The sequence below is a fragment of the Arthrobacter sp. yr096 genome, from assembly GCF_900108925.1.
Lineage (GTDB): Bacteria > Actinomycetota > Actinomycetes > Actinomycetales > Micrococcaceae > Arthrobacter.
Genome location: NZ_FNYI01000004.1, coordinates 420,478 through 444,371, shown reverse-complemented (window position 1 = coordinate 444,371; position 23,894 = coordinate 420,478). Strand labels below are relative to the sequence as shown.

Here is a 23,894-nt window from a genome sequence, read left to right as displayed (position 1 = left end):
GCTACTTTACGAACGGTAACCAACCTCATTCAAGGCGGCAAGGAGACGCTCCAAGGCGGCCTCGCACGCGTGCTCGCGAATGGCCTGCCGGTCTCCCGAAAAGCTGTATTCAAACGCTCGGGTTCCAGCCTGGGTGGCCACCCCGACGAACACCGTGCCCACGGCTTTGCCGTCGTGCGACTCCGGGCCTGCCACCCCGGTGGTGGAAACCCCGATGTCGGCGGCGCAGGACCGCCGCGCGCCCTCGGCCATGGCTTCCGCCACCCCGCCGTCCACGGAACCGGCAGCAGCGAGCAGCTCCCGGGAAACACCCAGGATGTCCGCCTTGACGGAGTTTTGGTAGGCAACGACACCGCCTTGCAACATTCCTGAAGCGCCTGGCGTGTTGGCCAACGTGGCAGCCACCATTCCGGCGGTCAGCGACTCTGCAGTGGCCACCGTCAAGTTCTTGCCGATGGCAACCGCAACCGCCGCCGTCGAGGCCTGCGCCGCGGCGGAGGCGCCTTCATGGGGCGTCACGCGCGACGTCCGGCTGCGCGAAGCCTCAGGGCTTGGATGACATATTCGACGCCGGTCCACAGGGTGATGGCCAAGGCCACCATCATGACCCAGAAGGCGACGACACCCACCCAGGGGGCGATTGCCTGCAGCGGCAGGATGTACAGGAAAATGGCAACCGTTTGGATCACGGTCTTGAGTTTTCCGCCGCGGGAGGCCGGCATGACGCCATACCGGATGACGACGAAGCGCAGGGCGGTGATCCCCCACTCGCGCACCAGGATCAGGATGGTGACCCACCACGGCAACTCGCCCAGGATGGACAGCAGCACCAACGCGGAACCAATGAGGAGCTTGTCGGCAATGGGATCGGCTATTTTGCCGAAGTTGGTGATGAGACCGCGCGCCCTGGCGATATCGCCGTCGAGCTTGTCCGTGTAGATTGCGACGGCGAAAGCAACCACCGCGGCCCAGCGCCAGATTCCGTAGTCACCGTCATCGGCCAGGAGGAACCACACGAAGAACGGAACCAGGACAATGCGGAGCATCGTGAGGATGTTGGGCAGGTTCCAGATGTCGGAACTGCTGGAAGTCGCGTTATCACCCTCGGCTGTAGTCACTCCTCTAGGCTACCGTCTTTGGCGCTGCCCTCTTTGGCTCTACCGTCCCGTGAGCGACCAGGCGTCCTCGCCACCCTCGTCATCGTCGCCCGGGCCGTCGGCGCCGTCGTAATACTCAATGGCTTGCGTGCGGTTGTCCAGGTCCGCCTGCACCAGGTCTTCCGCATAACCGCCGACGGCGATGTTCGAGTTCGCGTTGTCACTCAGGGCCGCGGTGCGCGCGTCCGGAGCAGCGGGTGACTCCTGGCCCTTCATGGCAGCCAGGACGGCGGCGAGGTCATCCGGCTTGACCAGGACGTCGCGGGCCTTGGAACCCTCGGAAGGACCTACGACGCCACGGGACTCAAGGAGGTCCATGAGGCGTCCGGCCTTCGCGAAGCCCACGCGGAGCTTGCGCTGCAGCATCGACGTGGAGCCAAACTGCGTGGTGACCACAAGCTCCGTGGCCTGGAGCAGCACCTCAAGGTCATCTCCAATGTCGTCGTCGATCTGCTTCTTGGGCGCCTCGGCGGCGACATCATCACGGTAGACGGCCTGGAGCTGGCCCTTGACGTGCTCCACCACCTTGTGAATTTCGGATTCCGTGACCCATGCACCTTGGACACGCATGGCCTTGGAGGCACCCATCGGCAGGAACAATGCGTCACCTTGGCCAATGAGCTTCTCAGCACCCGGCTGGTCCAGCACAACACGGGAGTCCGTGACGGACGAGGTGGCGAAGGCCATACGCGATGGAACGTTGGCCTTGATCAGGCCGGTCACGACGTCCACGGATGGACGCTGGGTTGCCAGCACCAGGTGAATACCGGCGGCACGGGCCAGCTGAGTAATGCGGACAATCGAGTCTTCGACGTCGCGCGGGGCCACCATCATGAGGTCAGCGAGCTCGTCCACGATCACCAACAGGTACGGATATGGCTTGATGACGCGTTTGGAATCGACGGGAGGCACCACTTTGCCTGCCCTGACCGCCTTGTTGAAGTCATCGATGTGCTTGTAGCCGTAGTTGGCGAGGTCGTCGTAGCGGGCGTCCATTTCGCGAACCACCCACTGCAAGGCCTCGGCAGCCTTCTTGGGGTTGGTGATGATGGGCGTGATCAGGTGCGGGACGCCCTCATAGGCCGTCAGTTCCACACGTTTGGGGTCCACCATGACCATGCGGACCTCGTCCGGAGTGGCACGCATCAGGATGGACGTGATCATGGAGTTCACAAAGCTCGACTTACCAGCGCCCGTTGCACCGGCCACCAGGAGGTGAGGCATCTTGGCGAGGTTGGCCACCACGTAGCCGCCCTCAACGTCCTTGCCGACGCCCATAACCATGGGATGGTCTGTGCGGCGGGCATTCTGGCTCCGCAGCACATCGCCCAGGGAGACGGTTTCGCGGTCCGTGTTGGGAATCTCGATACCGATGGCGGACTTCCCGGGAATGGGGCTCAGGATCCGCACATCGCTGGACGCCACGGCGTAGGAGATGTTCTTGGAAAGAGCCGTGACGCGCTCCACCTTGGTGCCGGGAGACAGTTCGATTTCATAACGGGTCACGGTGGGACCACGGCTGAAGCCGGTCACGGCGGCGTCGACGTTGAACTGCGTCAGGGTGTCCGTCAGGGCGGCGACGACGGCGTCGTTCGCTTCCGTGCGCTCCTTCGGAATGGAGCCCGGCGTCAGGTAGTCCGAGGCCGGCAGGGTGTAGGTGACGTCGCCGGCCAGCGACAACTGTTCCGTACGTTGCGGAATGGGCGTGGGTGGCGGCGGGGGTGTCGCAGGACGTGCGGGCACCTGGGCCACCGTCGGGGCAGTCATCTCGGGCGTGAGGACTGGAATGGCCTCAGTCGGGTTGTCGATGCCAGGGGTGGCGCCAGCCAAGCCCTGGGCCGCTTTGATCTTCCCCACCGCAATCTCCGCCTGGGTGGGGCGGCGCACGCCCGGCGGTACGCGCGGTGCTGACGCCGCGGGAGTTTCGTCGTCGTCCACGATCGCGTGCTCGAAGGCTTCGTCGCCAACGTAGCCCTCCAAACCGGCGTCGGCTTCCTCATCCTTGCCAAAGAGACGCATGCGCTTCTTCTTTTTGGGCGCCGCCGCGGTGTCATTCCCGTAAAGGTAACTGCGGTCGTGGGCGTCCTTGCCGGACTCATCCATGAGGTCAACGCCCATAAGGTGCTCATAGGCGCCGCGGATCCGGGCGGGAATGGAGCCAAAAGGTGTTGCTGTAACGATCAGCAGTGAAACGAACGCCAGCAGACTGTAGAGAACCACCGGAACGGCAACGTGGATTGCCGCCAGGGGTGCCGCAGCGAGGAAGCCCAGCATCCCACCGGCCTTGCGGAGGCCATCGAAACCATCAGCGACCGTAGGCAGGCCACCAATCACGTGGGCCAAACCCGAGCCAGCGAGGGTCATGATCATGAAGCCGATGCCAACGCGGTTGTTCCCGCGCCCATCCTGCGGTTTACGGAAAAGCCGGAAAGCGCAGACAAAAAGCATGAATGGCAGGATCAGCGCCATCCAGCCGAGAGTACCATTGACCACGCTGTAGACGACGTCCGGCAACCAACCGGTGAGGCCCCACCAAGCGAAGGTGGCAATCGCGATGCCCAGCACCAGATTGAAGAGGGCCGCGCCGTCCCGGCGGTCAGCGGGGTCGAGATCACTGACGTCATACCCAATGCGGCGGATGCCTGCACCCACTACGTGGCCTATCCCCTGCCACGCGCCGGAGAGCATGCGCAGGGGCAGCGGAGCCTGGGTTTCGACGGCGGCCGCCTGCTTGGTGCGTGCGGTGCTGCCCCGACCGTTCCTGGCCGGGGTTGCGCTGCTTTTGGATGCAGCAGAGCTCCGGCCTGTGCCGCCGGATTTACTGCTGGAGCTGCCTCGTGGCGTGGAGGTAGTACGGGTCGCCATAAGTGCCACGGTACCCCAAGGGGGCCTGAAATCCGCGGATCTCAGGCCCCCTTGGGCTTGCATGTTGCTGGCGGGCTACGCCTCCAGGACTACCGGGATGATCATGGGGCGGCGGCGAAGCTTGCGGTTGACCCACGTGCCGATGATCCTGCGGACCACCTGCTGGAGCTGGTGATTGGTGTGGTCTGTGTGGTTAAGCACAGCCTCTTCGAGCGCGGCGTTGATTTTCGGGATGATCTCGTCGAAGACGGAATCATCCTCTGCTACGCCACGGGCGTGGATCTCCGGACCGGACACAATCTTGCCCGTGGTGCGGCTGATGACCGTGATGACGGAGATGAACCCTTCATCGCCCAGGACCCGGCGGTCCTTGAGGTCGGCGTCGGTAATTTCACCAACACTGGAACCGTCCACGTAGACGAAACCAACCTCCACCTGGCCAACGATGTTTGCCTTGTGATCTTTGAGGTCGATGACGGTGCCGTTATCGCTCAGGATGATGCCTTCCGAGGGCACTCCCGATTCCAGGGCAATATTGCCGTTGGCGATCAAGTGGCGGGTTTCGCCGTGCACGGGCATCGCGTTGAGAGGCTCAAGGATGTTGTAGCAGTAGAGCAACTCACCGGCAGCTGCGTGGCCGGACACGTGGACCTTCGCAGTGCCCTTGTGGATCACGTCCGCACCCAGCTTGAGCAAGCCGTTGATGATACGGAAAACTGCGTTCTCGTTACCCGGGATGAGGCTCGATGCCAGGATCACGGTATCGCCTTGGCCGACGACCACCCGGTGGTCGCCGTTGGCCATGCGGGAAAGGGCAGCCATCGGTTCACCTTGGGAGCCAGTGGACATGAGGACCACACGGTCATCCGGCATGTTGTCGATGTTCTTGATGTCCACCAGAATGCCGTCCGGCACCTCCAGGTAGCCCAACTTTGCCGCGATGGCCATGTTGCGCACCATGGAACGGCCAACGAAGGCCACTTTGCGTCCGTGCTTGGCCGCAGCGTCGAGCACCTGCTGGACGCGGTGGACGTGGGATGAGAAGGACGCGACAATGATGCGCTTTTTCGCCTGACCAAAGAGACGGTCCAGGGTGGGACCGATCTCCTTCTCGGCTGTGGTGAAGCCCGGAACGTCCGCGTTGGTGGAGTCCGCCATGAAAAGGTCCACGCCCTCTTCGCCCAGGCGGGCAAAGTGCCGGAGGTCTGTAATGCGTCCGTCCAGGGGCAACTGGTCCATCTTGAAGTCGCCCGTGTGCAGGACATTGCCGCCCTCGGTACGGATAAAGACTGCCAGAGCATCCGGGATGGAGTGGTTAACGGCAACGAACTCACACTCGAACGGACCGAACTGCTCCACCTGGCCCTCGGTGACAGTCAAGGTGTAAGGCTTGATCCGGTGTTCCTGGAGCTTTGCTTCCACGAGGGCAAGCGTGAGCTGGGATCCGACCAGCGGAATATCGGCCTTGAGGCGCAGCAGGTAGGGAACCGCACCAATGTGGTCTTCATGGCCGTGCGTCAGAACGACACCCACGACGTCCTGAAGCCGGTCCTCGATGTAGGAGAAATCGGGCAGGATCAAATCGACGCCTGGCTGGGTCTCCTCGGGGAAGAGCACGCCACAGTCAACGACCAGCAGCTTGCCGTCGATTTCGAAAACCGCCATGTTGCGGCCAATCTCTCCCAGTCCACCAAGCGGAACAATCCGCAGCGTGCCTTTCGGCAGTTTTGGCGGCGTAACCAGTCCGGGAAGGGCGGTTTGGGTCATGTTTTGCTACTTTCCGGCGGAAGCGTCCTAGACGTTGAAGTCCATTCCGGCTTCTGCCAAATCCCCGCGGATGATTTCGATCTCGGCCGCGTCCGGCTCCACGAGGGGCAAACGGACAACCGAGTTGGGCAGGACTCCCTGCCACTTGAGAATCTGCTTGGCGGCTACTGCGCCTTGGACACGCGTCATGGTTCCACGAACCACGGGTTCCAGTTCAAAGTTGATGGCCCTCGCCGTAGCGAGGTCGTTGGCGTTGACGGCGTCGATCAACTCGCGGAAGCGGCGCGTGGCCACGTGCGTGGTGACACCCACCAGGCCGACAGCACCGAGGGCCATCCACTGAAGGGTGAGTCCGTCATCGCCGGAGTAGAAGACCAGGTCTGTTTCCGCCATGACACGCGTCGCTGCGGCGAAATCCGCTTTGGCATCCTTGACGGCCACGATGTTCTGGTGCTTCGCCAGGCCGATCATGGTTTCGGGAGCGATGGCGATGGAGGAACGGCCAGGAATGTCGTAGAGCATGACGGGGAGGTCCGTCGAAGAGGCGATTGTCTCGAAGTGGGCGCGGACACCTGCCTGGCTGGGCTTGTTGTAGTACGGCGTGACGATCAGAAGACCATCGACTCCTACCTCCGCTGCGCGCTGGGAGAGGTGCACGGAGTGGGCGGTGTCATTGGTACCGGTCCCGGCAATGATGGCCGCCTTGCCACCAACAGCTTCTTTGACTGCCCGGAACATGCCAAGGTTTTCGTCATCGGTCAGGGTTGAGGTTTCTCCGGTGGTGCCGGTGACCACGAGTCCATCGCAACCGTCCTGGACGAGCTTCTCTGCCAGTGCCGCGGCTTGATCGTAGTCCACCTTGCCGTCCTCGGTGAACGGGGTGACCATGGCGGTCAGCAGGGTACCAAGGGCGGGGATGGGGGCGCGCAAGTCAGACATAAGAAAAACGTTACCCTGTCAAAGGCTTGTTACAAGAATGGGTTCCGCGTGATGGTCCTCATTCGCCGCCTGACCTGTACGCATCCAAGCGGGAGCGTTCCAGGGCCACAAGGATGGATTCCGTCCCTGTACCAGCCGCCCCAACAATGGCGGCACCATCAGGCCCCCATCCTCCGCTCAGCCCGCAGGAAGTACCCAACGGCGTTTCCCCGCCGAGATTCGCCAGAAGTCCAAACATCCGGTGGTCCATGGAACGGGCGCCCAGATGGAGGCCAAGCCGCAGTTCTTCACCGTTTGTGTATAAGGCGGATACAGCGTAGACATCCGCGTCTGCGCGAGCAGCAGCCGCGGCGTGCGAGGGGTTGGCCGCGTCAGCGCAGATTGCCAGCGCTATCCGCCACCCGTCCACAATGACCATTCCAGGCCCGTCTCCCGGGACGAACAGCTGGCGCTCGGCGCCATGCAGATGTGTTTTGAAGACCGGATGCAGGGAACCGTCAGGCCCAATGATGAGCGATGCCAGCCGCGGCGTTTGGGCCGTCTCCAGCCAGGCAGCGCCGACAACGACCGTCATTTTGTTGCGGGCACAGGCGTCTTGAAGCGGCTCAAGCCGGGGATCGCCCTCCGTTACCCAGGGAGAGGATTGATCGGCGTACGGAGTGCCGGCGAAGGCGCCCAGGCAATACCCCGTCAGCGAAAGTTCAGGAAACAGTACCAGCCGGGCGCCTTGGACATGGGCCCGCTGAACAAGCTCCTCGTGGGCCGTTACGTTCCGGGCAACGTCCGCGCTGCTGGTACCAGCCCCCAGTGCCTGGTACTGAACGACGGCGGCCAGCAACGTTGCCGAGGGGCGGTCCTCTTCGGACGGTCCCGGGACGGCGTGGAGGGAATCTGCCTGCGGCTGCACATGGGTCACCCCGTCATCCTGTTCCGGCGAAGGACGAGCCCTGCTCAGGCGGTTCCTGGCGCTCGTGCGGGCTGGCCTGAGCAGTACTGTGCCACGGCCCGGTCCTTCAGCTGCTCCGCCCAGGCCACCAGGCGCTGGGAAGCCCGGACATACTCAAACAATTCGAGCGGCGTAAGTGACTCCACATCGGTCTCGGACAGCCGACGGGCGAGTTCAGCTCCGGGCGCTTGCTCCGCAAGTACGGTGCCTTCTCTGCGCCATTGGGTATCTTCGGGAGGCTCTCCCGCCACGAGTTGCCTGAACAGGAAGTCGACCACACCGGGGCTCATCGCCTTCATGGGTCCTTGAAGGCCTTCCGGCAGCTTTGGAACATCGTTCATGCCGCAATGGTATTCGAACATATATTCGAAGACAAGGTTTGTGCCCACCGCGTCCGGGCCGCGGTCAGTGCTGTGCGTTGGCAATTGCAGCCAACTGCGGCCCAAGCCTGGCAGCCATGAGCCGGTAACCGTCATTGTTCGGATGCAGCGTGTCCGGCATCAACGCTGCTGACTCCGGTGGGGTGAACACTCCGCCACCATCCACCAGCTGGATGCGGTGGTCCCCGCGCTCACGGACTGCCCGGACCACCTCCGCAACGCCATTCCGGTAATCCGAAAGCGTCCATCCCGCTGAGTTGGGTGCTTCCTCACGGGGAAGGGACAGCACAGGAGATATGACAGCGATTGGTACCCCGGGGTGGGCCCGCCGTATGTTGCTGACGAAACCGAGGACCTGGCTTGCGAAGGTCCTGCCGGAGAACGCAGCCACGTTGTAGGTGTTGATGCCCAGGCACAGGGAAATGAAGTCAGCCGGAAGTTGGGAGATGGTGCTCTCCACCGCAGGATCCAACTGGCACTCGCCGCCGAAACCCAGCGACTGCAGCTGCCACCCGTACTGCCTGGCCACAAGCGCCGGCCATGCTTCGGATGGACCATCTGCTTGCCTGCACTGCGTAATGGAACTGCCGTAGGCGATCCACCGCTTGCCGGTCTCCGTGGCCACCGCCACGTCCTCACCTTTCAGCGATACCTCCAGTACTCGCAGGGCACCATATTGGGGCAGCCACAACTGGACGGTGGAATGCGGTGGCATGTCGCCAAGGTCAAGATCATGGCTGACACGCCCCGCTCCGGACACGCGATGCCGCAGGACACCATTGACCAGGACGTCGAACGGTGACCCATCGTCCTGGCCTTCGGCTTCGATCACCAGCCGGCCGGCCGTCACCTTCCAGCTTGCGTGGATTCCGGCGCACATCTTGGCGCGCTCCGCCAAACCGTCCGTGGCCGGGGGAATGAGCAAGGCACCGTCCAGGCGTCTGAACTGCTGCCAGCCATCGGCGTCGTGAACGATCTCAAATGCTCCGGCCCACCCGGCGTCAACGGAATCCATGCCATAGGACTCTACCGGTGCTTCACAGCGCCCTATGAGACGATCGCTGCATGACTTCGCAAGAGACGGCGCCTCCGCGGAAAGCACCAGGCGGCGGTTCGGTCTCCTCCCGGCTCAGGGGGATCGATGCCGCCAGGGGTGCGGCCTTGCTGGGCATGATGTCAACGCATCTGATGCCCACTTTCGGGCCTTCTCCGCAATGGGAGCCAACGTTCGTGGGATTGGTTTTTTCCGGCCGGTCCTCGGCGCTGTTCGCGGTTCTCGCCGGAATTGGACTGGCCCTCAGCACAGGAAAGCAGGAGCCCCGCAGCGGTGCAGACCTTTGGGCGGCCAGAGGCGGCGTCGCCATGCGCGCTTTGGTGATCGCCGTCGTCGGCCTCACCTTGGGAGGCCTGGACGTCAACGTAGCCGTGATCCTGGTGCACTACGCCGTACTGTTCCTCTGCGTCCTGCCATTCCTTGGCCTGCGCCTGAAGGCGCTCTGTTTCTGGGCACTCGGCTGGGTCCTGGTCTCGCCGGTGTTGGCGTACCTGATCCGACCGTTGCTGGAGGCAAACCCTCCGCTCCAGCTGGGGCACAACCCGAACAGCGAGGATCTGGGAACACCCGTCCGTCTCCTGGCCGACCTCTTCTTCACCGGCTACTACCCCGTATTCCAGTGGATCTCCTACCTGTTATTCGGACTGGTCATGGGGCGTCTGGCACTGAAAACCATCAAGGTTCAGGTCCTGCTGTTGGCAGGCGGGACCGTTGTAGCCGTGGTGGCAAAGCTCGCCGGAGTCCTTGCCATGGAAGCGTGGGGCGGGCGGGCTGCCCTGGAGTCGCTCCCCACCACCCGTGGCTACCCTCTGGAGAGCATGCTCCAAGTTAACCTCACGGGGCTGGAACAAACAGGCTCGTGGTGGTGGCTGGCTACTGCAGCCCCACATGCGGGGACCACCCTGGATCTGCTGCACACCGGCGGCACAGCTGCGGGAGCGGTAGGTTTGTTCCTCTTGCTGGGCACCCTGGCTGAACGCATCAAGGTAAATTTCTTGATAGTACTCAGCGGGCCGGGTGCCATGACCTTGAGTCTCTATTCAGCCCATGTTTGGGTTGTCTCCGGGTTCACCGACAAGCCACTGCCCGCCGGCTGGACTGACGAAGGAATGTACTGGGCGCAGGCGCTCGCAGCCATTGTCATCGGCGTCCTCTTTGCCCTGCTCCGGCGGCGTGGGCCCCTTGAATGGGTAGCCCACACTGCGTCAAGGGTGGGCAGCTACCGGCCGGCAGTGGAGGGCTGATCGCGGAAAAGCTTGACGGCGTCGCGCATCGCCGCGCGGGCACGCTTGCGGTCTCCGGACGCGTCGTAGGCACAGCTCAGCCGGAACCAGGAGCGCCAATCCTCCGGCGCTGCCTCAGCTTCGGTGCGGTATTTCTCAAACTCGGCGTCCGCGGCCGCCCGGACAATGCGGCCGCCGGGGGTACGCGGGAGGGTGTCCTCCGGCAGCCCGCCCTCGGCCTCAAGGACCTTGGCCATCTGTTCGGTCCGGGCACCAAAAAGCAGCTCGCGGATCAGGGCCCATGCGCCAACGATCGGCAGGACCAGGTAAGCCGCTCCAATGCCCTTGGCTACCAGGTTGGGGTCACCGAGCAAGAGGAACGAGCGCTGCACCGACACCACCAGGTACAGCACCAACAGCAAGGTGATGGCACCAACCCAGATCTTGGTGCGGTTCTTCTTGAGCGAAGTCCAGAAATGTCCCACGTTCCTAGAGCCCCAAGTCCAGGTAGCCGTCCAAGCCCACAGTCAGGCCAGGATTGGCTGCAACCTTCCGCAGTCCAAGGAGGACACCGGGCATGAAGGAGGCGCGGTCGAAGGAATCGTGGCGCAATGTCAGCTGTTCGCCAGGCCCGCCAAAGAGTACTTCCTGGTGGGCCACCAGTCCGCGCAGGCGGACGCTGTGTACACGGACGCCGTCCACATCGCAGCCTCGGGCGCCGTCCAACGACGTTTCCGTGGCGTCCGGGCTGGCGGGGACACCGGCCTCCTGCCGGGCTTCAGCGATCAGCTGCGCCGTGCGCACAGCAGTTCCAGAAGGTGCATCCACCTTGTTGGGGTGGTGCAGCTCGATGATTTCCACCGACTCGAAGTACTGCGAGGCTTTAGCCGCGAACGCGGAGGCCAGCACCGACCCCAGGGCAAAGTTCGGGGCAATGAGCACCCCTGTTTCCGGTTTCCCTTCCAACAGCGCACGCAGGGAATCCAGCCTGTCCGAGTTCCACCCGGTGGTGCCTACGACCGCGTGGATGCCGTGCTCAACAGCGAACCGGACGTTGGTCTCGGTGATGTCAGGAACGGTGAGATCAACAACATACTGCGCACCGGCGTCGAGCAGTTTTTCCAGGGAATCGCCGCGGCCCAAGGCGGCTACGAGCTTCATGTCCTCGGCTGCTTCAACAGCCTTAACGGCTTCAATTCCCATGCGCCCGTTGGCGCCCAGCACTGCAACAGCAAGTTGTTCGGTCATGCCATTAACCCTACCGCCGGGCCACGCCCCGGCATGAACCGTGACTCCGGCCTACTCCCCTGCGCCGACCCATTCCACAGTGCCGTCGCTGAAGAACTGTTCCTTCCAAATAGGGACCTGCGCCTTGACCCTGTCCACGAGTTCCGAGCAAACGGCGAACGCCTGGCCGCGATGGGCAGCTGCCACAGCACACACCAGCGCAGGATCACCGATCTCCAGCATTCCGATGCGGTGGGCGGCCCAGATCCGGACCGGCTGGCTGGCTTCGCCGGAGTGCTCAGCGACCAACGCGGCCACCACATCCGACATGACCTGATGCGCTGTGGGATGCGCGCTGTAACTCAACCGGTCCACGGCCTTGCCGCCATCGTGGTTCCGCACGACGCCGCTGAAGCTCACAACAGCCCCGGCAGTGTCTGATTCAACAGCCTGGATGGCTTGGTCCACAGAAATTGGCTCGGCACTGAGGACAGCGCTGACAACTTCGAAGTCTGTTTCAGTGCCCATGACTTCCTTCCAATTGTTCACAGAGATGTCCGATCACAGGGTCCAGGACAGCCAGCCCGTCCATGACGCCTTTGGGGGACCCCGGGAGGTTGATGATGAACGTCTTTCCAGCAGCTCCGGCGTGGCCACGGCTCAACATGGCCATGGGGGTCTTGGCGGTGCCGGCACGCCGGATGCCCTCCATGATGCCCGGTATTTCGCGATCGAGGAGCGGCAGCGTCATCTCCGGCGTTCGGTCATCCGGGCTGAGGCCCGTTCCCCCGCTGGTGATGACCACGGCGGGTTGCTGCGTCAGCAGTGCCCTCAGGGCAGCTCCCACCGGTTCGCCATCCGGCACCACCATGGTGGGGAAAGTATCGAAGCCGTGCTCGTTGAGCCAATCGAGGATGATCGGGCCAGTCTCATCGGCGTAGACGCCTGCCGCGGCCCGGGTGGACGCAATAACGACGCCGGCCTGCCGGGGCCCATGCGCGTTCGGCTCGCACGCGCTCATGCGCCGGCCACCTCTGGCATGGTTTCGCCGGTCAGTGCCCAGTCCCCGCTTTTCCCGCCGCTTTTGGCCAGCAGCCGGATGTCGGTCAACACGGCATGCTTGTCCACGGCCTTGATCATGTCGTAGACGCTGAGGGCTGCTACCGACGCTGCCGTCAGTGCTTCCATTTCGACGCCTGTGACGCCCCGGGTTTTCACGGTGGCCAGGACTGTTACCGAGTCGACGCCCAGTTCGAAATCAACGGTGACCTTGGAGATCGGCAATGGGTGGCAGAGCGGAATCAGCTCCGGAGTCTTCTTTGCCGCCATGATCCCCGCGACCCGCGCAACGGCGAGCGCATCGCCCTTGGGCAGCTCACCCGCGCCCAGCAGGGCCAGCACGGTGGGCGTGCTGCGGACGGTTGCGGTGGCAGTGGCTTCGCGGCTGGTGACGGCTTTGTCAGAGACATCCACCATCTGCGCGGTGCCATCCTGCCTGAGGTGGGTCAGGCCACTGGAAGTTTCTGGAGTTTGGTTCACAGCATCCATACTTCCACTTCAGCTCCCCCGGCGAGTTCCGTGACGCCGCTGGGGATCTGGACCAGGGCGTTGGCGCGGGCCAAAGCGTGGACCAGGTGCGAGCCGGCTCCACCTTCCATGCGCAGGATGCCGTCGACACCGAGGCTGCCCCGGCGTACTTGGTGCTTCCCATCGGGCGACGTCAGGGGTTCGGCAAGACGGGCGGTGTGAATGGGCCGGGGCGCGGGAGCCCCGTACACCTGCGAAAGGGCAGGCCTCAGGAACATCTCGAAGGAAACGAGGCAGCTCACGGGATTTCCGGGAAAACCAAGGAACGGCACGTCGTTGAAGGTGCCCAAACCCTGCGGGCCGCCGGGTTGCATTGCCACTGGCAGGAAATCGACCGGATGGCCGGACATGGCCTGGCGGACCACTTCGTAGGCGCCTTTGCTCACTCCCCCGGTGGTCACAATGACGTCAACGGGGCTCTCCGCGTCCCGGGTGTAACGGTGCAGTACTTCAAGGAGGCTGGCGGGATCGTCATCGGAAATGCCCGTCCGGAGCACGTCGAGGCCAGCCTGGCGCATGGAGGCTTCAAGGAGCGTTCCGTTGGAATCGTAGATTTTGCCGGGCGTCAGTTCGTGCCCGGGCTCCACTACCTCGTCCCCGGTTGTGACCAAGAGGACACGGATGGATTCCCGGACTGCGACGTCAGTCAGACCGAGGGCAGCCAACAGGCCGAGCTGTGCCGGTCCAAGGAGAGTCCCGGCGGCCAGTGCCCGTACGCCCTCTTCGATGTCGCTGCCCCGGTTCCGTACGTAGGTACCGGGAGCGACGGCGGGAAGATCTACCACCGCGTCCCTGGCTGTGGCGGCCGGGAAAGAGTCGGGGGTCGCCTTCTCGATGGGAACCACGGCATCGGCCCCCTCCGGAATCATGGCTCCAGTCATAATAGGGGCGGCGAAGCCGGCTTTCAGCTCTGCCGGCAGGCTACCTGCGGCAACTGGCGCCGCCACCCGGAGCTCCGCACCGGCGTCGGGAATGTCCGCTGAGCGCACGGCAAAGCCGTCCATCTGGGAATTGGCGAACGGCGGCAGGGAGACGGGCGCGTCAAGGTCGACGGCGAGTACACGCCCCAGCGCTTCGAGCAAAGGCAGGTGGACAGTGCCCTTGGCGGCCATCGTAGTGGTGAGCAGTTCCACCACGGCCTGGCGATGGGCTGCAACAGATCGGGGCACGGACATCCTCCTGTGGATACGTTTGGTTCCGGGAAATATCCGGACGTACCCAGAGTAGGTCCTCAGCCCACCTTGACGCTGATGGTGTGGTACCCCGTTGCGCCATCAGGGGCTACCGGGGCCTTGTCCTCGGTCTGTGGTTGGCCGGTGGAGTCGGTGGCCCGGACCTGGATTTCGTAGTCACCGGAGCTGAGGTCCAGGCCGAGCTGCCACTGGTACCAGGTGTCTGTGGAGATGGGGCTTGCGAGCGTGGCCTGCTCCCATGGTCCGCGGTTGACCCGAAGTTCCACTCGGGTGATGCCCCTGTGCTGGGCCCACGCCACGCCACCGAATTGCACTGTGCCGGCCTGGACGGTCCGCCCATTGCGGGGCACGTCGATCCGGGACTGCGTTTTGATGGGCCCATGGTCGCTCCAGCCTCGGGGAGTCCAGTAAGCGACGTCGTCCGCGAAGCGCGTCACTTTCAGTTCCGTGAGCCATTTGGTGGCCGAGACGAAACCGTAGAGTCCCGGCACGATCATCCGGACGGGGAAGCCGTGTTCCAGTGGCAGCGGTTCACCGTTCATGCCTATCGCCAGGAGTGCGTCCCTGTCGTCCGTCAGGGCTTCCAGCGGCGTACTGGCCGTCCAGCCGTCATTACTGGTGGACAACACCATGTCAGCGCCTGCCTGCGGCCGTGCCAAGGCCAGGAGTTCCCGCACAGGCCAACCGAGCCACCGTGCATTGCCGATGAGGTCGCCACCGACGTTGTTGGACACGCAGGCGATGGTGATGTGCCGCTCCGTCATGGGCTTGGCGAGGAGGGTGGCGAAGTCAAGTTCGATCTCCTGCTCCACCATTCCGGTGACTTTGAGCTTCCAGGCAGGCGGGTCTATTGCAGGAACCGTCAGGGCGGTATCAATCCTGTAGAAATCGGCATTTGGAGTTACCAAGGGGCTGATGCCGTCCAGGGCAAGGGAGGCACCCGCGGGGATGGCCTGCGGCGCTGCGGACGGTGCCGGGAGTGTCATGGAACCCCGGAACCCAGACGCCACAGCAGTTGCCCGGGTGAGGACAGCGGTGACTGTTCCTGCAACCACAGCCGCGATGGAGGTTCCCGCGATGGCATTAAGGAAGCTCCGTCTGGCCAGGGGCGCAGGTTCGCCATCCTGCTGCGGGGGCCTGCCATGGGACGGCGCCCAGGTGGTCAGCCGGCGGATCAGTGCCCGCAACAGCAACATGGTGACCACTGCCGCCGCGATCGGTGCGAGCGCCGCTTGCGGACCGGCCTGCGCACGGGTCACGACGGCGGTCAGCCCTGCGGCGCCTGCCAAGCCGGCGAGTACCAGCCCCCACCCGGTCCGGCGACGCTCCAGAACGCCGGCTATGGCCGCGAGGAACCCCGCGACGACTCCGATGGAAGCAATCAACACGATCTTGTCGGCCGTACCAAACAACTGCACTGCCAGGTCCTTGACCCCCGGCGGCACCGCATCGATCACGGCTCCTCCCAAGGCTGTCACCGGCGACACCAGCGGGCTCAGGAGACCAGCGATGAGCTCTCCCGCCGCGATTCCGGCCGCCCCGGCGGCCAGGCCGGAGCCGGCTGCCCAGAGAGCGGGCCTGCCCATGGTTCGCCGCGTTGTGGCCACATTGCGTACAGGCGTGCTCATGATGTGCCTCCGTGGCGGTCATCGGCTAAAGCAGGCGGGAGGCTTTCTCCCGGCAGGGAAGACGGCGGGAGCAATCCAGCCGGCAGTGACAGCGCAAAGCGGCATCCGGCGTCGACGTTGTTCACGGTGACCCACCCGCCGTGGGCCTTGACGATGCCCGCCACCATGCTGAGTCCGATTCCGGCGCCGCTGTAACTGCCCTGCAGCCCTTCCGCGGTGCCGCGCGCGGGATCCTTCTGCCACCCCGTCTGGAACAAGTGTGGAAGGTCCTCGTCAGGGATACCGCCGCAGTGGTCCTGGACGGCAACGACGGCGTTCCCGTTGTCGCGGCCGACGCTGACGTGGACCTCAGTGTCAGGACGGCTGTAAATAATGGCGTTCAGCAGGATGTTCCGGACTGCACGTGCCAGGCTTGGCCCATCGGCGACGGCCATGCATTCGCGGTCCCCGCCGCCGTCGAGCCTTATTCCGCGCTTCGAGGCCAAAGGGGCAAGGTCCGCCAAAGCATCGCTGACGAGGTCGTACAGATCCAAAGGTTCAGCGCGAAGGCGGAGACTGCCTGCCTGGATCTTGGACAGTTCCAAGAGGTCGTTGACCATGGCCGTCATCTGTTCTGTCTGGCCGATGATCTTCCGGTAGTAGCCGGGAACATCCGATGCCATGCCATCCTCAAGTGCTTCGGTCATGGCGCGCATGCTGGCAAGGGGTGTGCGGAGGTCGTGCGAAATCCAGGACACGAGTTCGCGCCGCGCCGTCTCGATGGCGGCTTCCCGTTCCCTGGACTCGGCAAGGCTCCGGCTGCTTGCCTCAAGCTCCTGGGCAAGTTCAGCCAGTTCGGAGGTCATGGCGGGAGCGCTCCCCCGGCCCTCACCAACCCCACTGTCCAAGGTTTCACCCCGGCCAAGCCGCCGGGCCGCGTCCACCAATCGGGCCGCGTTCCGGGAGACACCGGCACCGAGCATGAGGGACAAGGCGACGGCCACCACGGAGGCCATGGCCAGGATGTACCACATGACCTCCAGGTCCCTGGCGGAGATGAACATGGCATTGAAGGCACTGACCATGCCCGCCACCAAGACAGCAACCGTGGCCACCACAACCAGGCAGATTTGGGCAAGCACCGAGGCGCGGCGAAGCAGCCGGAGGAGCAGCAAGGTGGTGGCGCCGATGAGGACAGCCCAGAACAGGACCCAGGCGAGGATGGTCCAGAGTTCACTGCTTTCCATGCCCACCTCCTGTGTCATCGAAGCGGTACCCAACGCCCCAGACAGTTTTGATCAGTTGGGGCTTGGTGGGGTTGCTTTCGATCTTCTCCCTCAAACGACGGACGTGGACCGTGACAGTGGAGAGATCGCCGAAGTCCCAACCCCACACTGCCTTGATGAGTTCCTCCCGGCTGAAGACCTGGTTGGGCCTGCGCATCAGAAACGCGAGGAGATCGAACTCGCGGACCGTGAGAGCCAGGTGGGATCCGCCGTGGGTGACCGTCCGGGACCCGGGGTCAAGTTCAAGGCCAGCGGCTTCAACGGGTGGCTCAGGGGCGAACTCCTTGACGCTCCTGCGCAGTACAGATTTGACCCGGAGCACCAGCTCCCGGGGCGAGAAGGGCTTGGTGACGTAGTCATCCGCTCCCATTTCCAACCCCAGGATCCGGTCGTCCTCGGTACCCAGCGCCGTGACCATGATGATGGGCACGCTCATGGTCAGCCTCAAGCGCCTGCACACTTCAACGCCGTCCAGTCCCGGCAACATACGGTCCAGGATCACCAAGTCGGGCCGACGTGACGCTGCGACGCTGAGGGCAGAGAAGCCATCCCCCGCCATATCCACTTGGAATCCTGCCTTCAGCAGGTAGTCACGGACCACATCGGCAATGGTCTGCTCGTCCTCCACCAGGAGTATGCGGCGGTTCCCGGGCTCCGCGAATGATGATGCCGTATGTGTGGTCACGCTTTCAGCATAGGTTTGTGGACGGCGTTGAGCACCCGATCCTGGCGCCGGGGGCTCAAGTGTATGGAATCCGTAAGAAGTGTATGACTGTAACTGGTGTCACTGATCCGGACACTGTGGCGTAGCCTGATTTTATGAGTGTTCAGCTTGGCATGCCGGTGCCCCCTTCGGGCAGCACTGTAGGTGGCGTCGGGGTACCGCCCCCGCGTCCTGCGGACACGCCCGCAGGACTGTGGGACCGTTACGGCCGGCGGGCCACGGACATGCGGCTCTCCTTGACGGACAAATGCAACCTGCGCTGCACCTACTGCATGCCGGCCGAGGGACTGGAATGGTTATCCAAGCAGGCCGTGATGACCAAGGATGAAATCATCCGCATTGTGCGCCTTGGCGTGACATCCCTGGGTGTGCGGGAACTTCGCCTCACCGGTGGCGAGCCATTGGTCCGCGCTGACCTCGTGGATATCATTTCCGGCATTCGAAGCAACCACCCGGAGCTCCCCATCTCCATGACCACCAACGGCGTGGGGTTGGACAAGAAGGCGGCCGCACTGAAGGCCGCAGGCTTGACCCGGATCAACGTCTCACTGGACTCGCTGCACGAGGAGACGTTCACCAAGCTCACACGCCGCCCGTTCCTGGATCGCGTGCTGGCGGGAGTTGATGCCGCTTGGGCAGCCGGACTGGGACCGGTGAAACTGAACGCCGTGCTGATGCGTGGCATCAACGATGCCGAATCACCGGACCTTCTGGCGTGGGCGTTGGGCCGCGGCTACGAACTGCGCTTCATCGAACAGATGCCCTTGGACGCCGATCATGGGTGGACCCGGCGCAACATGATCACGGCAGCAGAAATCCGCGGCCTTCTGTCCCGCGACTACGTCCTCGGCGCGGATTCCCGTGATCGCGACGGCGCCCCCGCGGAGCGCTTTGAAGTACGACGCCGGGACCCGGCAACCGATGCTGCCACCGGTCCGGTCCTCGGTACAGTCGGCATCATCGCCTCGGTGACCGAGCCCTTCTGCTCCGACTGCCGTAGAACGCGTATTACCGCAGAGGGCAAGATCATGAGCTGTCTGTTTTCCCGCGAAGAATTCGATCTTTTGGGCCTGCTGCGTGAAGGGGCCACGGACGACCAACTTGCCCAGCGGTGGCAGGATGCCATGTGGATCAAGCCCAAGGCACACGGCATGGACCACACCGGTCTCGGCGCAGCGGACTTCGTCCAGCCGGACCGCAGCATGAGCGCAATCGGAGGCTGAACCCTTGCTTGTCCGTTACTTCGCCGCCGCACGCTCGGCGGCAGGAGTCGAAGAAGAAGTCCATCATTTGCCGGAAGGGACCAGCCTGGAGGCGCTGCTGGAAGCTGCCCTCGCCGTCGAACGTCCACAGCCTCCCGAAGGCACGCCGTCTCTGGCCCGCATTGTGGCCCGCAGCAGTTTTCTCCGTAATGAGGTGGCCGTTCGCGACCACAAAGCCCCGCTTGACCCGCAGGACGTCATCGATGTCCTGCCCCCGTTCGCCGGAGGTTAGGACCAGTCCGTGTTCAGACTTTCCGGAAGACGCTTTTCAGCAAGGGACTGAAGTCAGACGTGCCTTCTAGCCGCAAGTCGGCCGTGTGCACCAGTACTCCATCTTCGACGCGGAACGTATGCCTGGCTACCCCGTCGCCTGTTCGCCGGTCCAGGGTCAACGTGCCCGCACTCCATGACCCGCGGACGGGGCTGGCTGGCGGCCGTCCCATGCTGTCCACGTAATACCAGAGCGTGTCACCATGATCGCGATCCACAGTGAACATACCGTGCCCCTCAAAATGTGCGCCGTCAGGTTCCCGGTGCCGATAGCTCTGAACAACGGCGTAGCCGCCGGCCGCCTTGGAAAAGACCACCTCAGCTTCAGCTGTCCTGACGTTTCCCCACGGGGACGCGGCAATTTCCGTGATGCCCCGCCAATGGCCAATGAAGTCTTGCAGCATCTCCGCAGCTTGGCCGTTTGAGGGCAAATCCATCACGTCTCCAAAGTCATCAGGGCAGCATCATCACCGTGTGATCATGCTGCCCTGTTCACAGTGCGTGAGTCCAGAGATTGTGGAGGGGAACCTAGAGGCCGAAAGTCTCGGTTTCCTCGAACGGTCCGACGACGGTGATGGTGCGGGGCGCCTCTGCGAGCTCGCGGGCCAAATCCTGCACTTCCTCCACCGTGACAGCCTGAATCCGGGCAAGAGTCTGGTCAATGTCCTGGAATTCCCCGGATACGAGTTCTGCCCGGCCCAGCCGTGACATCCGCGAGCCCGTGTCCTCAAGGGCAAGGACGATTCCCCCGCTGAGTTGGCCCACGGCCTTCCTGAGCTCTTCTTCCGTGATGCCGTCCTTGGCCAGCTTCTCCAGCTCCGCGCCAAGGAGGTCAAGCACCTGCCGGACCTTGGAAGGGGTGCATCCGGCATACATGCCGAAGTATCCGGCGTCAGCGTAGGCGGCGGTGAAAGAGTACGTGGAGTACACCAGGCCCCGCTTCTCACGGATCTCCTGAAACAGCCTGGAGGACATACCTCCACCGAGAACGGCGTTGAGAACGCTCATCACAAAGCGGCGGTCGTCGGTGGCCACAATCGTGGGGCAACCCATAATGATGTTCGCCTGCTCAACCGGGCGTTTGACAACGTGGAGGCCCGCAGTCCCGGTGATGACCGCCCGTTCGGTCCCACGGCGCTTGACGGGTGCCGCATCAGCATCCAACTGCCAGCCGGCAGACTTTAGAGCATCAAGAACCAGCTCGCAGACGACGTCATGGTCCAAGCCACCCGCCGCGGTGATGACAAGTTCTTCCGGACGGTAGTACCGCTGGTAGTGCTCCCATACCGAGTCCCTGGCTACAGCCTTGATGGCACCGGGGGTTCCGCCAATGGGGCGGGCCAATGGGTGCTTGCCCAGCACGGCTTCGACGAATTTCTCATGCGCTACGTCCGTGGGGTCATCGCTGTCCATGGCGATTTCCTCAAGGATGACGTCGCGTTCCTGCTCCAGCTCGGCGGGGTCAAGGACCGCACCCGTGATCATGTCGGCAATGACATCGATGGCCATGGGAAGGTCCGTGTCCAGGACCCTTGCGAAGTAGCACGTGCTTTCCTTGGCCGTCGCGGCATTGGATTCGCCGCCTACTTCGTCGAAGGCGGACGCGATCTCCAGGGCCGTGCGCTTCTTGGTGCCCTTGAACAGCAAATGCTCAAGGAAGTGTGTGGAACCATGCTGGCCGTCCGCCTCATCGCGCGAACCCACTGCCACCCAGAAACCAATGGTGGCCGAGCGCTGGCCAGGCATAGCCTCGGTCAGGACGCGCACGCCGCCCGGAAGGACGGAGCGGCGCACCACGGAACCGCCTTCGGCACCATGGATCAATTCGCCACCCGGAAGGGTCTGCTCCAGCGGCAAGGGTACGACAGTCATTAAGGCCTTTCAGGTTAAGGCCGGAAGGGCCGGTGGAGCTTTTTCAAGCCCACCGGCCCCGCCGGGTGTACTGCTTACAGACTACTCTGCGGACGCTTCTGCAGCCTCGGCCGGAGCATCCTCGGAGGCTGCGCCTTCTTCCTCGGCAACAACCGGGGAGAGGGAGAGCTTTCCGCGGTCATCGATCTTGGTGATCTCGACCTGGACCTTCTGGCCCACGGAGACGACGTCATCAACGTTATCCACACGCTTGCCGTTGGCCAGCTTGCGGAGCTCGGAGATGTGCAGCAGGCCGTCCTTGCCCGGGGTCAAGGAAACGAAGGCGCCGAAGGTGGTGGTCTTGACGACCGTACCCAGGTAGCGCTCACCGATTTCCGGAACCTGCGGGTTGGCGATGGCGTTGATCGCGGAACGTGCTGCATCAGCAGACGGGCCGTTGGTGGCGCCGATGTAGACCGTGCCGTCATCTTCGATGGAGATGTCCGCGCCAGTGTCTTCCTGGATCTGGTTGATCATCTTGCCCTTGGGGCCGATGACCTCGCCGATCTTGTCAACGGGGATCTTGACGGCGATGACGCGGGGTGCGAACTCGGAGAGCTCGTCCGGGGTGTCGATCGCTGCGTTGATGACCTCGAGGATGTGGAGGCGGGCTTCGCGGGCCTGCTTCAGGGCTGCTGCCAGTACCGAAGCGGGAATGCCGTCGAGCTTGGTGTCCAGCTGGATGGCCGTAACGAACTCGGAAGTACCGGCTACCTTGAAGTCCATGTCGCCGAAAGCGTCTTCGGCGCCGAGGATGTCGGTGAGGGCGGCGTAGCGGGTCTGACCGTCAACCTGGTCGGAAACCAGGCCCATGGCGATACCGGCAACGGCGGCCTTCAGCGGCACACCAGCGTTGAGCATGGAGAGCGTCGAAGCACAGACCGAACCCATGGACGTCGAACCGTTGGATCCGAGGGCTTCGGATACCTGGCGGATGGCGTACGGGAACTCTTCGCGGGTGGGCAGAACCGGAACCAGTGCGCGCTCTGCGAGAGCACCGTGGCCGATTTCGCGGCGCTTCGGGGAACCGACGCGGCCCGTCTCACCGGTGGAGTACGGCGGGAAGTTGTAGTTGTGCATGTAGCGCTTGCGCGTTACCGGCGACAACGAGTCGATCTGCTGTTCCATCTTGAGCATGTTCAGCGTGGTGACGCCCATGATCTGGGTTTCGCCGCGCTCGAAGATTGCGGAACCGTGAACGCGGGGCAGAACCTCTACCTCGGCGGTCAGCTGGCGGATATCGGTCAGGCCACGGCCGTCGATGCGGACCTGGTCCTTGAGGATGCGCTGGCGGACAACGTGCTTGGTGACCGAGCGGAAAGCTGCGGACAGTTCCTTTTCGCGGCCTTCGAACTGGCCGGCAAGTGCACCAAGAACCTCGTCCTTGAGCTCGTCTGAGGCGTTGTCGCGGTCCTGCTTGTCAGCGATCTGGAAGACAGCGGCCAGCTTGTCAGCGGCAGCGGCTTCAACAGCGGCGTAGACGTCATCCTGGTAATCGAGGAAGACCGGGAATTCGACAGTCGGCTTGGCCGCGCGTGCTGCCAGGTCTGCCTGAGCTTCGCACAGAGCCTTGATGAACGGCTTGGCAGCCTCGAGGCCCTCGGAAACAACCTCTTCGGTAGGAGCGGTTGCGCCCTGTTCCTTGATGAGGTTCCAGGAGTTGTCCGTGGCTTCGGCTTCAACCATCATGATGGCGACATCGTCACCAGCAATGCGGCCGGCAACAACCATGTTGAACACGGCGTTCTCCAGCTGGGAGTGCTTGGGGAAGGCAACCCACTGCGAACCCTGCTCATCGGCGATGAGGGCGACGCGAACGCCACCGATCGGGCCGGAGAACGGGAGGCCGGAGAGCTGGGTGGACATCGAGGACGCGTTGATGGCGACGACGTCGTAGAGCTCATCCGGGTTGATCGCCAGAACGGTGACGACGATCTGGACTTCGTTGCGCAGGCCCTTGACGAATGCAGGACGCAGCGGACGGTCCATGAGGCGGCAAGCCAGGATGGCTTCCGTGGACGGGCGGCCTTCGCGGCGGAAGAACGAGCCCGGGATACGGCCGGCAGCGTACATACGCTCTTCGACATCAACCGTCAGCGGGAAGAAGTCGAAACCTTCGCGCGGCTGCTTGCCTGCGGTGGTTGCTGAGAGCAGCGCGGTGTCTTCGTCGATGTAGACCATCGAGGCGCCGGCTGCCTGCTTGGCGAGGCGACCGGTTTCGAAGCGAATGACGCGCTTGCCAAAACGGCCGTTGTCGATGATGGCTTCGGAGAACTGGATTTCGGGACCCTCCATAGAGAGTCACCTCCGTTTCTGTTAGCGGAAGTCCACCGCATCAACCCAGGCCTCTTCTTTTTTCCTGGCCTGTACGACACCCGGTCATCGATCGAGATCCACGGGCGTCATCACCACAGATGACCTTCCCGGGAATCACTACCGAGGACCGCGAATGCGCGATGCGGTTGATTCCTGTTTTTAGTTGTTGGTGAAGAAGGC

At 63.5% G+C, this 23,894-nt stretch carries 23 protein-coding genes; 3 read left to right on the top strand and 20 right to left on the bottom strand.

Annotated features, from left to right (window positions below):
- Positions 1–6: 6 nt before the first annotated feature.
- The 8 genes from BMY91_RS13010 to BMY91_RS12975 all read right to left on the bottom strand — a co-directional run bounded on the left by BMY91_RS13010 (position 7) and on the right by BMY91_RS12975 (position 9,069).
- The gene (locus BMY91_RS13010) at positions 7–519 is read right to left on the bottom strand and encodes a nicotinamide-nucleotide amidohydrolase family protein (protein WP_090822481.1); all 513 of its coding nucleotides are present in this window, start codon (positions 517–519) and stop codon (positions 7–9) included.
- The gene (gene pgsA, locus BMY91_RS13005) at positions 516–1,118 is read right to left on the bottom strand and encodes a CDP-diacylglycerol--glycerol-3-phosphate 3-phosphatidyltransferase (RefSeq protein ID WP_090822480.1); all 603 of its coding nucleotides are present in this window, start codon (positions 1,116–1,118) and stop codon (positions 516–518) included. The genes BMY91_RS13010 and pgsA overlap by 4 nt, the downstream gene beginning before the upstream one ends.
- A 39-nt stretch (positions 1,119–1,157) precedes the next feature.
- Positions 1,158–4,022, bottom strand: coding sequence for an FtsK/SpoIIIE family DNA translocase (locus tag BMY91_RS13000; protein WP_090822478.1), 2,865 nt, complete (start codon positions 4,020–4,022; stop codon positions 1,158–1,160).
- A 75-nt stretch (positions 4,023–4,097) separates the two neighbouring features.
- The gene (locus BMY91_RS12995) at positions 4,098–5,789 is read right to left on the bottom strand and encodes a ribonuclease J (protein WP_090822476.1); all 1,692 of its coding nucleotides are present in this window, start codon (positions 5,787–5,789) and stop codon (positions 4,098–4,100) included.
- A 27-nt stretch (positions 5,790–5,816) separates the two neighbouring features.
- On the bottom strand, positions 5,817–6,728 hold the full coding sequence (dapA, locus tag BMY91_RS12990) for a 4-hydroxy-tetrahydrodipicolinate synthase (RefSeq protein WP_090822474.1): 912 nt from the start codon (positions 6,726–6,728) through the stop codon (positions 5,817–5,819).
- Between the two features lie 58 nt (positions 6,729–6,786).
- Positions 6,787–7,644 (bottom strand): carbon-nitrogen hydrolase family protein, encoded by an 858-nt coding sequence (locus BMY91_RS12985; protein WP_256212730.1) that lies wholly within the window; start codon positions 7,642–7,644, stop codon positions 6,787–6,789.
- A 35-nt stretch (positions 7,645–7,679) separates the two neighbouring features.
- On the bottom strand, positions 7,680–8,015 hold the full coding sequence (locus BMY91_RS12980; protein WP_090822657.1) for a hypothetical protein: 336 nt from the start codon (positions 8,013–8,015) through the stop codon (positions 7,680–7,682).
- 64 nt (positions 8,016–8,079) lie between these two features.
- Positions 8,080–9,069, bottom strand: a complete 990-nt coding sequence (locus BMY91_RS12975) for a GDSL-type esterase/lipase family protein (protein WP_090822472.1) — start codon at positions 9,067–9,069, stop codon at positions 8,080–8,082.
- A 50-nt stretch (positions 9,070–9,119) separates the two neighbouring features.
- On the opposite strand from BMY91_RS12975, the gene BMY91_RS12970 reads away from it, so the two are divergent.
- Positions 9,120–10,352, top strand: a complete 1,233-nt coding sequence (locus tag BMY91_RS12970; RefSeq protein WP_090822470.1) for a heparan-alpha-glucosaminide N-acetyltransferase domain-containing protein — start codon at positions 9,120–9,122, stop codon at positions 10,350–10,352.
- Here BMY91_RS12970 and BMY91_RS12965 read toward each other — a convergent pair.
- The 9 genes from BMY91_RS12965 to BMY91_RS12925 form a co-directional block, all read right to left on the bottom strand.
- Positions 10,328–10,816: a hypothetical protein gene (locus BMY91_RS12965; RefSeq protein WP_090822468.1), complete on the bottom strand. Its 489-nt coding sequence runs from the start codon at positions 10,814–10,816 to the stop codon at positions 10,328–10,330. The two genes, BMY91_RS12970 and BMY91_RS12965, sit on opposite strands and share 25 nt — an antisense overlap.
- A gap of 4 nt (positions 10,817–10,820) precedes the next feature.
- Positions 10,821–11,579, bottom strand: a complete 759-nt coding sequence (gene dapB / locus BMY91_RS12960; RefSeq protein ID WP_090822466.1) for a 4-hydroxy-tetrahydrodipicolinate reductase — start codon at positions 11,577–11,579, stop codon at positions 10,821–10,823.
- A gap of 51 nt (positions 11,580–11,630) precedes the next feature.
- The gene (locus tag BMY91_RS12955) at positions 11,631–12,086 is read right to left on the bottom strand and encodes a molybdenum cofactor biosynthesis protein MoaE (RefSeq protein ID WP_090822465.1); all 456 of its coding nucleotides are present in this window, start codon (positions 12,084–12,086) and stop codon (positions 11,631–11,633) included.
- Positions 12,076–12,579 carry a MogA/MoaB family molybdenum cofactor biosynthesis protein gene (locus BMY91_RS12950; RefSeq protein WP_090822463.1) on the bottom strand — a complete coding sequence of 168 codons (504 nt, stop codon included), beginning with the start codon at positions 12,577–12,579 and terminating at the stop codon, positions 12,076–12,078. The genes BMY91_RS12955 and BMY91_RS12950 overlap by 11 nt, the downstream gene beginning before the upstream one ends.
- Entirely contained in the window at positions 12,576–13,106 is a 531-nt protein-coding gene (gene moaC / locus BMY91_RS12945) for a cyclic pyranopterin monophosphate synthase MoaC (protein WP_090822461.1), read from the bottom strand. Before moaC ends, BMY91_RS12950 begins: the two co-directional genes overlap by 4 nt.
- A complete protein-coding gene (gene glp, locus BMY91_RS12940; RefSeq protein WP_090822458.1) occupies positions 13,094–14,320 on the bottom strand; it encodes a molybdopterin molybdotransferase MoeA in 1,227 nt (408 codons plus the stop codon). Before glp ends, moaC begins: the two co-directional genes overlap by 13 nt.
- A gap of 56 nt (positions 14,321–14,376) precedes the next feature.
- Positions 14,377–15,966, bottom strand: coding sequence for a molybdopterin-dependent oxidoreductase (locus BMY91_RS12935; protein ID WP_090822456.1), 1,590 nt, complete (start codon positions 15,964–15,966; stop codon positions 14,377–14,379).
- On the bottom strand, positions 15,963–16,811 hold the full coding sequence (locus tag BMY91_RS12930; RefSeq protein ID WP_371261046.1) for a sensor histidine kinase: 849 nt from the start codon (positions 16,809–16,811) through the stop codon (positions 15,963–15,965). Before BMY91_RS12930 ends, BMY91_RS12935 begins: the two co-directional genes overlap by 4 nt.
- Before the next feature lie 367 nt (positions 16,812–17,178).
- Entirely contained in the window at positions 17,179–17,916 is a 738-nt protein-coding gene (locus tag BMY91_RS12925) for a response regulator transcription factor (RefSeq protein WP_090822453.1), read from the bottom strand.
- Between the two features lie 134 nt (positions 17,917–18,050).
- On the opposite strand from BMY91_RS12925, the gene moaA reads away from it, so the two are divergent.
- Together moaA and BMY91_RS12915 are read left to right on the top strand one after the other, a co-directional pair.
- The gene (moaA, locus tag BMY91_RS12920; protein ID WP_177179911.1) at positions 18,051–19,178 is read left to right on the top strand and encodes a GTP 3',8-cyclase MoaA; all 1,128 of its coding nucleotides are present in this window, start codon (positions 18,051–18,053) and stop codon (positions 19,176–19,178) included.
- A 4-nt stretch (positions 19,179–19,182) separates the two neighbouring features.
- Complete coding sequence (locus BMY91_RS12915; RefSeq protein ID WP_090822450.1) at positions 19,183–19,449, top strand: MoaD/ThiS family protein; 267 nt, start codon at positions 19,183–19,185, stop codon at positions 19,447–19,449.
- A 13-nt stretch (positions 19,450–19,462) separates the two neighbouring features.
- Here the strand turns inward: BMY91_RS12915 and BMY91_RS12910 are convergent, their stop codons facing one another.
- The 3 genes from BMY91_RS12910 to BMY91_RS12900 form a co-directional block, all read right to left on the bottom strand.
- Positions 19,463–19,924, bottom strand: coding sequence for a DUF1579 family protein (locus BMY91_RS12910; protein ID WP_090822449.1), 462 nt, complete (start codon positions 19,922–19,924; stop codon positions 19,463–19,465).
- A gap of 91 nt (positions 19,925–20,015) precedes the next feature.
- Complete coding sequence (locus tag BMY91_RS12905) at positions 20,016–21,359, bottom strand: M16 family metallopeptidase (RefSeq protein WP_090822448.1); 1,344 nt, start codon at positions 21,357–21,359, stop codon at positions 20,016–20,018.
- Between the two features lie 81 nt (positions 21,360–21,440).
- Positions 21,441–23,693: a polyribonucleotide nucleotidyltransferase gene (locus BMY91_RS12900; protein ID WP_090822446.1), complete on the bottom strand. Its 2,253-nt coding sequence runs from the start codon at positions 23,691–23,693 to the stop codon at positions 21,441–21,443.
- Positions 23,694–23,894: the final 201 nt, after the last annotated feature.

Coding starts and splice junctions, on each gene's coding strand:
- BMY91_RS13000 (WP_090822478.1), bottom strand. CDS start 4,022: ATGGCGACCCGTACTACCTCCACGCCACGAGGCAGCTCCAGCAGTAAA.
- BMY91_RS12995 (WP_090822476.1), bottom strand. CDS start 5,789: ATGACCCAAACCGCCCTTCCCGGACTGGTTACGCCGCCAAAACTGCCG.
- dapA (WP_090822474.1), bottom strand. CDS start 6,728: ATGTCTGACTTGCGCGCCCCCATCCCCGCCCTTGGTACCCTGCTGACC.
- BMY91_RS12980 (WP_090822657.1), bottom strand. CDS start 8,015: ATGAACGATGTTCCAAAGCTGCCGGAAGGCCTTCAAGGACCCATGAAG.
- BMY91_RS12975 (WP_090822472.1), bottom strand. CDS start 9,069: ATGGATTCCGTTGACGCCGGGTGGGCCGGAGCATTTGAGATCGTTCAC.
- BMY91_RS12970 (WP_090822470.1), top strand. CDS start 9,120: ATGACTTCGCAAGAGACGGCGCCTCCGCGGAAAGCACCAGGCGGCGGT.
- dapB (WP_090822466.1), bottom strand. CDS start 11,579: ATGACCGAACAACTTGCTGTTGCAGTGCTGGGCGCCAACGGGCGCATG.
- BMY91_RS12955 (WP_090822465.1), bottom strand. CDS start 12,086: ATGGGCACTGAAACAGACTTCGAAGTTGTCAGCGCTGTCCTCAGTGCC.
- BMY91_RS12950 (WP_090822463.1), bottom strand. CDS start 12,579: ATGAGCGCGTGCGAGCCGAACGCGCATGGGCCCCGGCAGGCCGGCGTC.
- moaC (WP_090822461.1), bottom strand. CDS start 13,106: ATGGATGCTGTGAACCAAACTCCAGAAACTTCCAGTGGCCTGACCCAC.
- glp (WP_090822458.1), bottom strand. CDS start 14,320: ATGTCCGTGCCCCGATCTGTTGCAGCCCATCGCCAGGCCGTGGTGGAA.
- BMY91_RS12935 (WP_090822456.1), bottom strand. CDS start 15,966: ATGAGCACGCCTGTACGCAATGTGGCCACAACGCGGCGAACCATGGGC.
- BMY91_RS12930 (WP_371261046.1), bottom strand. CDS start 16,811: ATGACCTCCGAACTGGCTGAACTTGCCCAGGAGCTTGAGGCAAGCAGC.
- moaA (WP_177179911.1), top strand. CDS start 18,051: ATGAGTGTTCAGCTTGGCATGCCGGTGCCCCCTTCGGGCAGCACTGTA.
- BMY91_RS12910 (WP_090822449.1), bottom strand. CDS start 19,924: ATGGATTTGCCCTCAAACGGCCAAGCTGCGGAGATGCTGCAAGACTTC.
- BMY91_RS12905 (WP_090822448.1), bottom strand. CDS start 21,359: ATGACTGTCGTACCCTTGCCGCTGGAGCAGACCCTTCCGGGTGGCGAA.
- BMY91_RS12900 (WP_090822446.1), bottom strand. CDS start 23,693: ATGGAGGGTCCCGAAATCCAGTTCTCCGAAGCCATCATCGACAACGGC.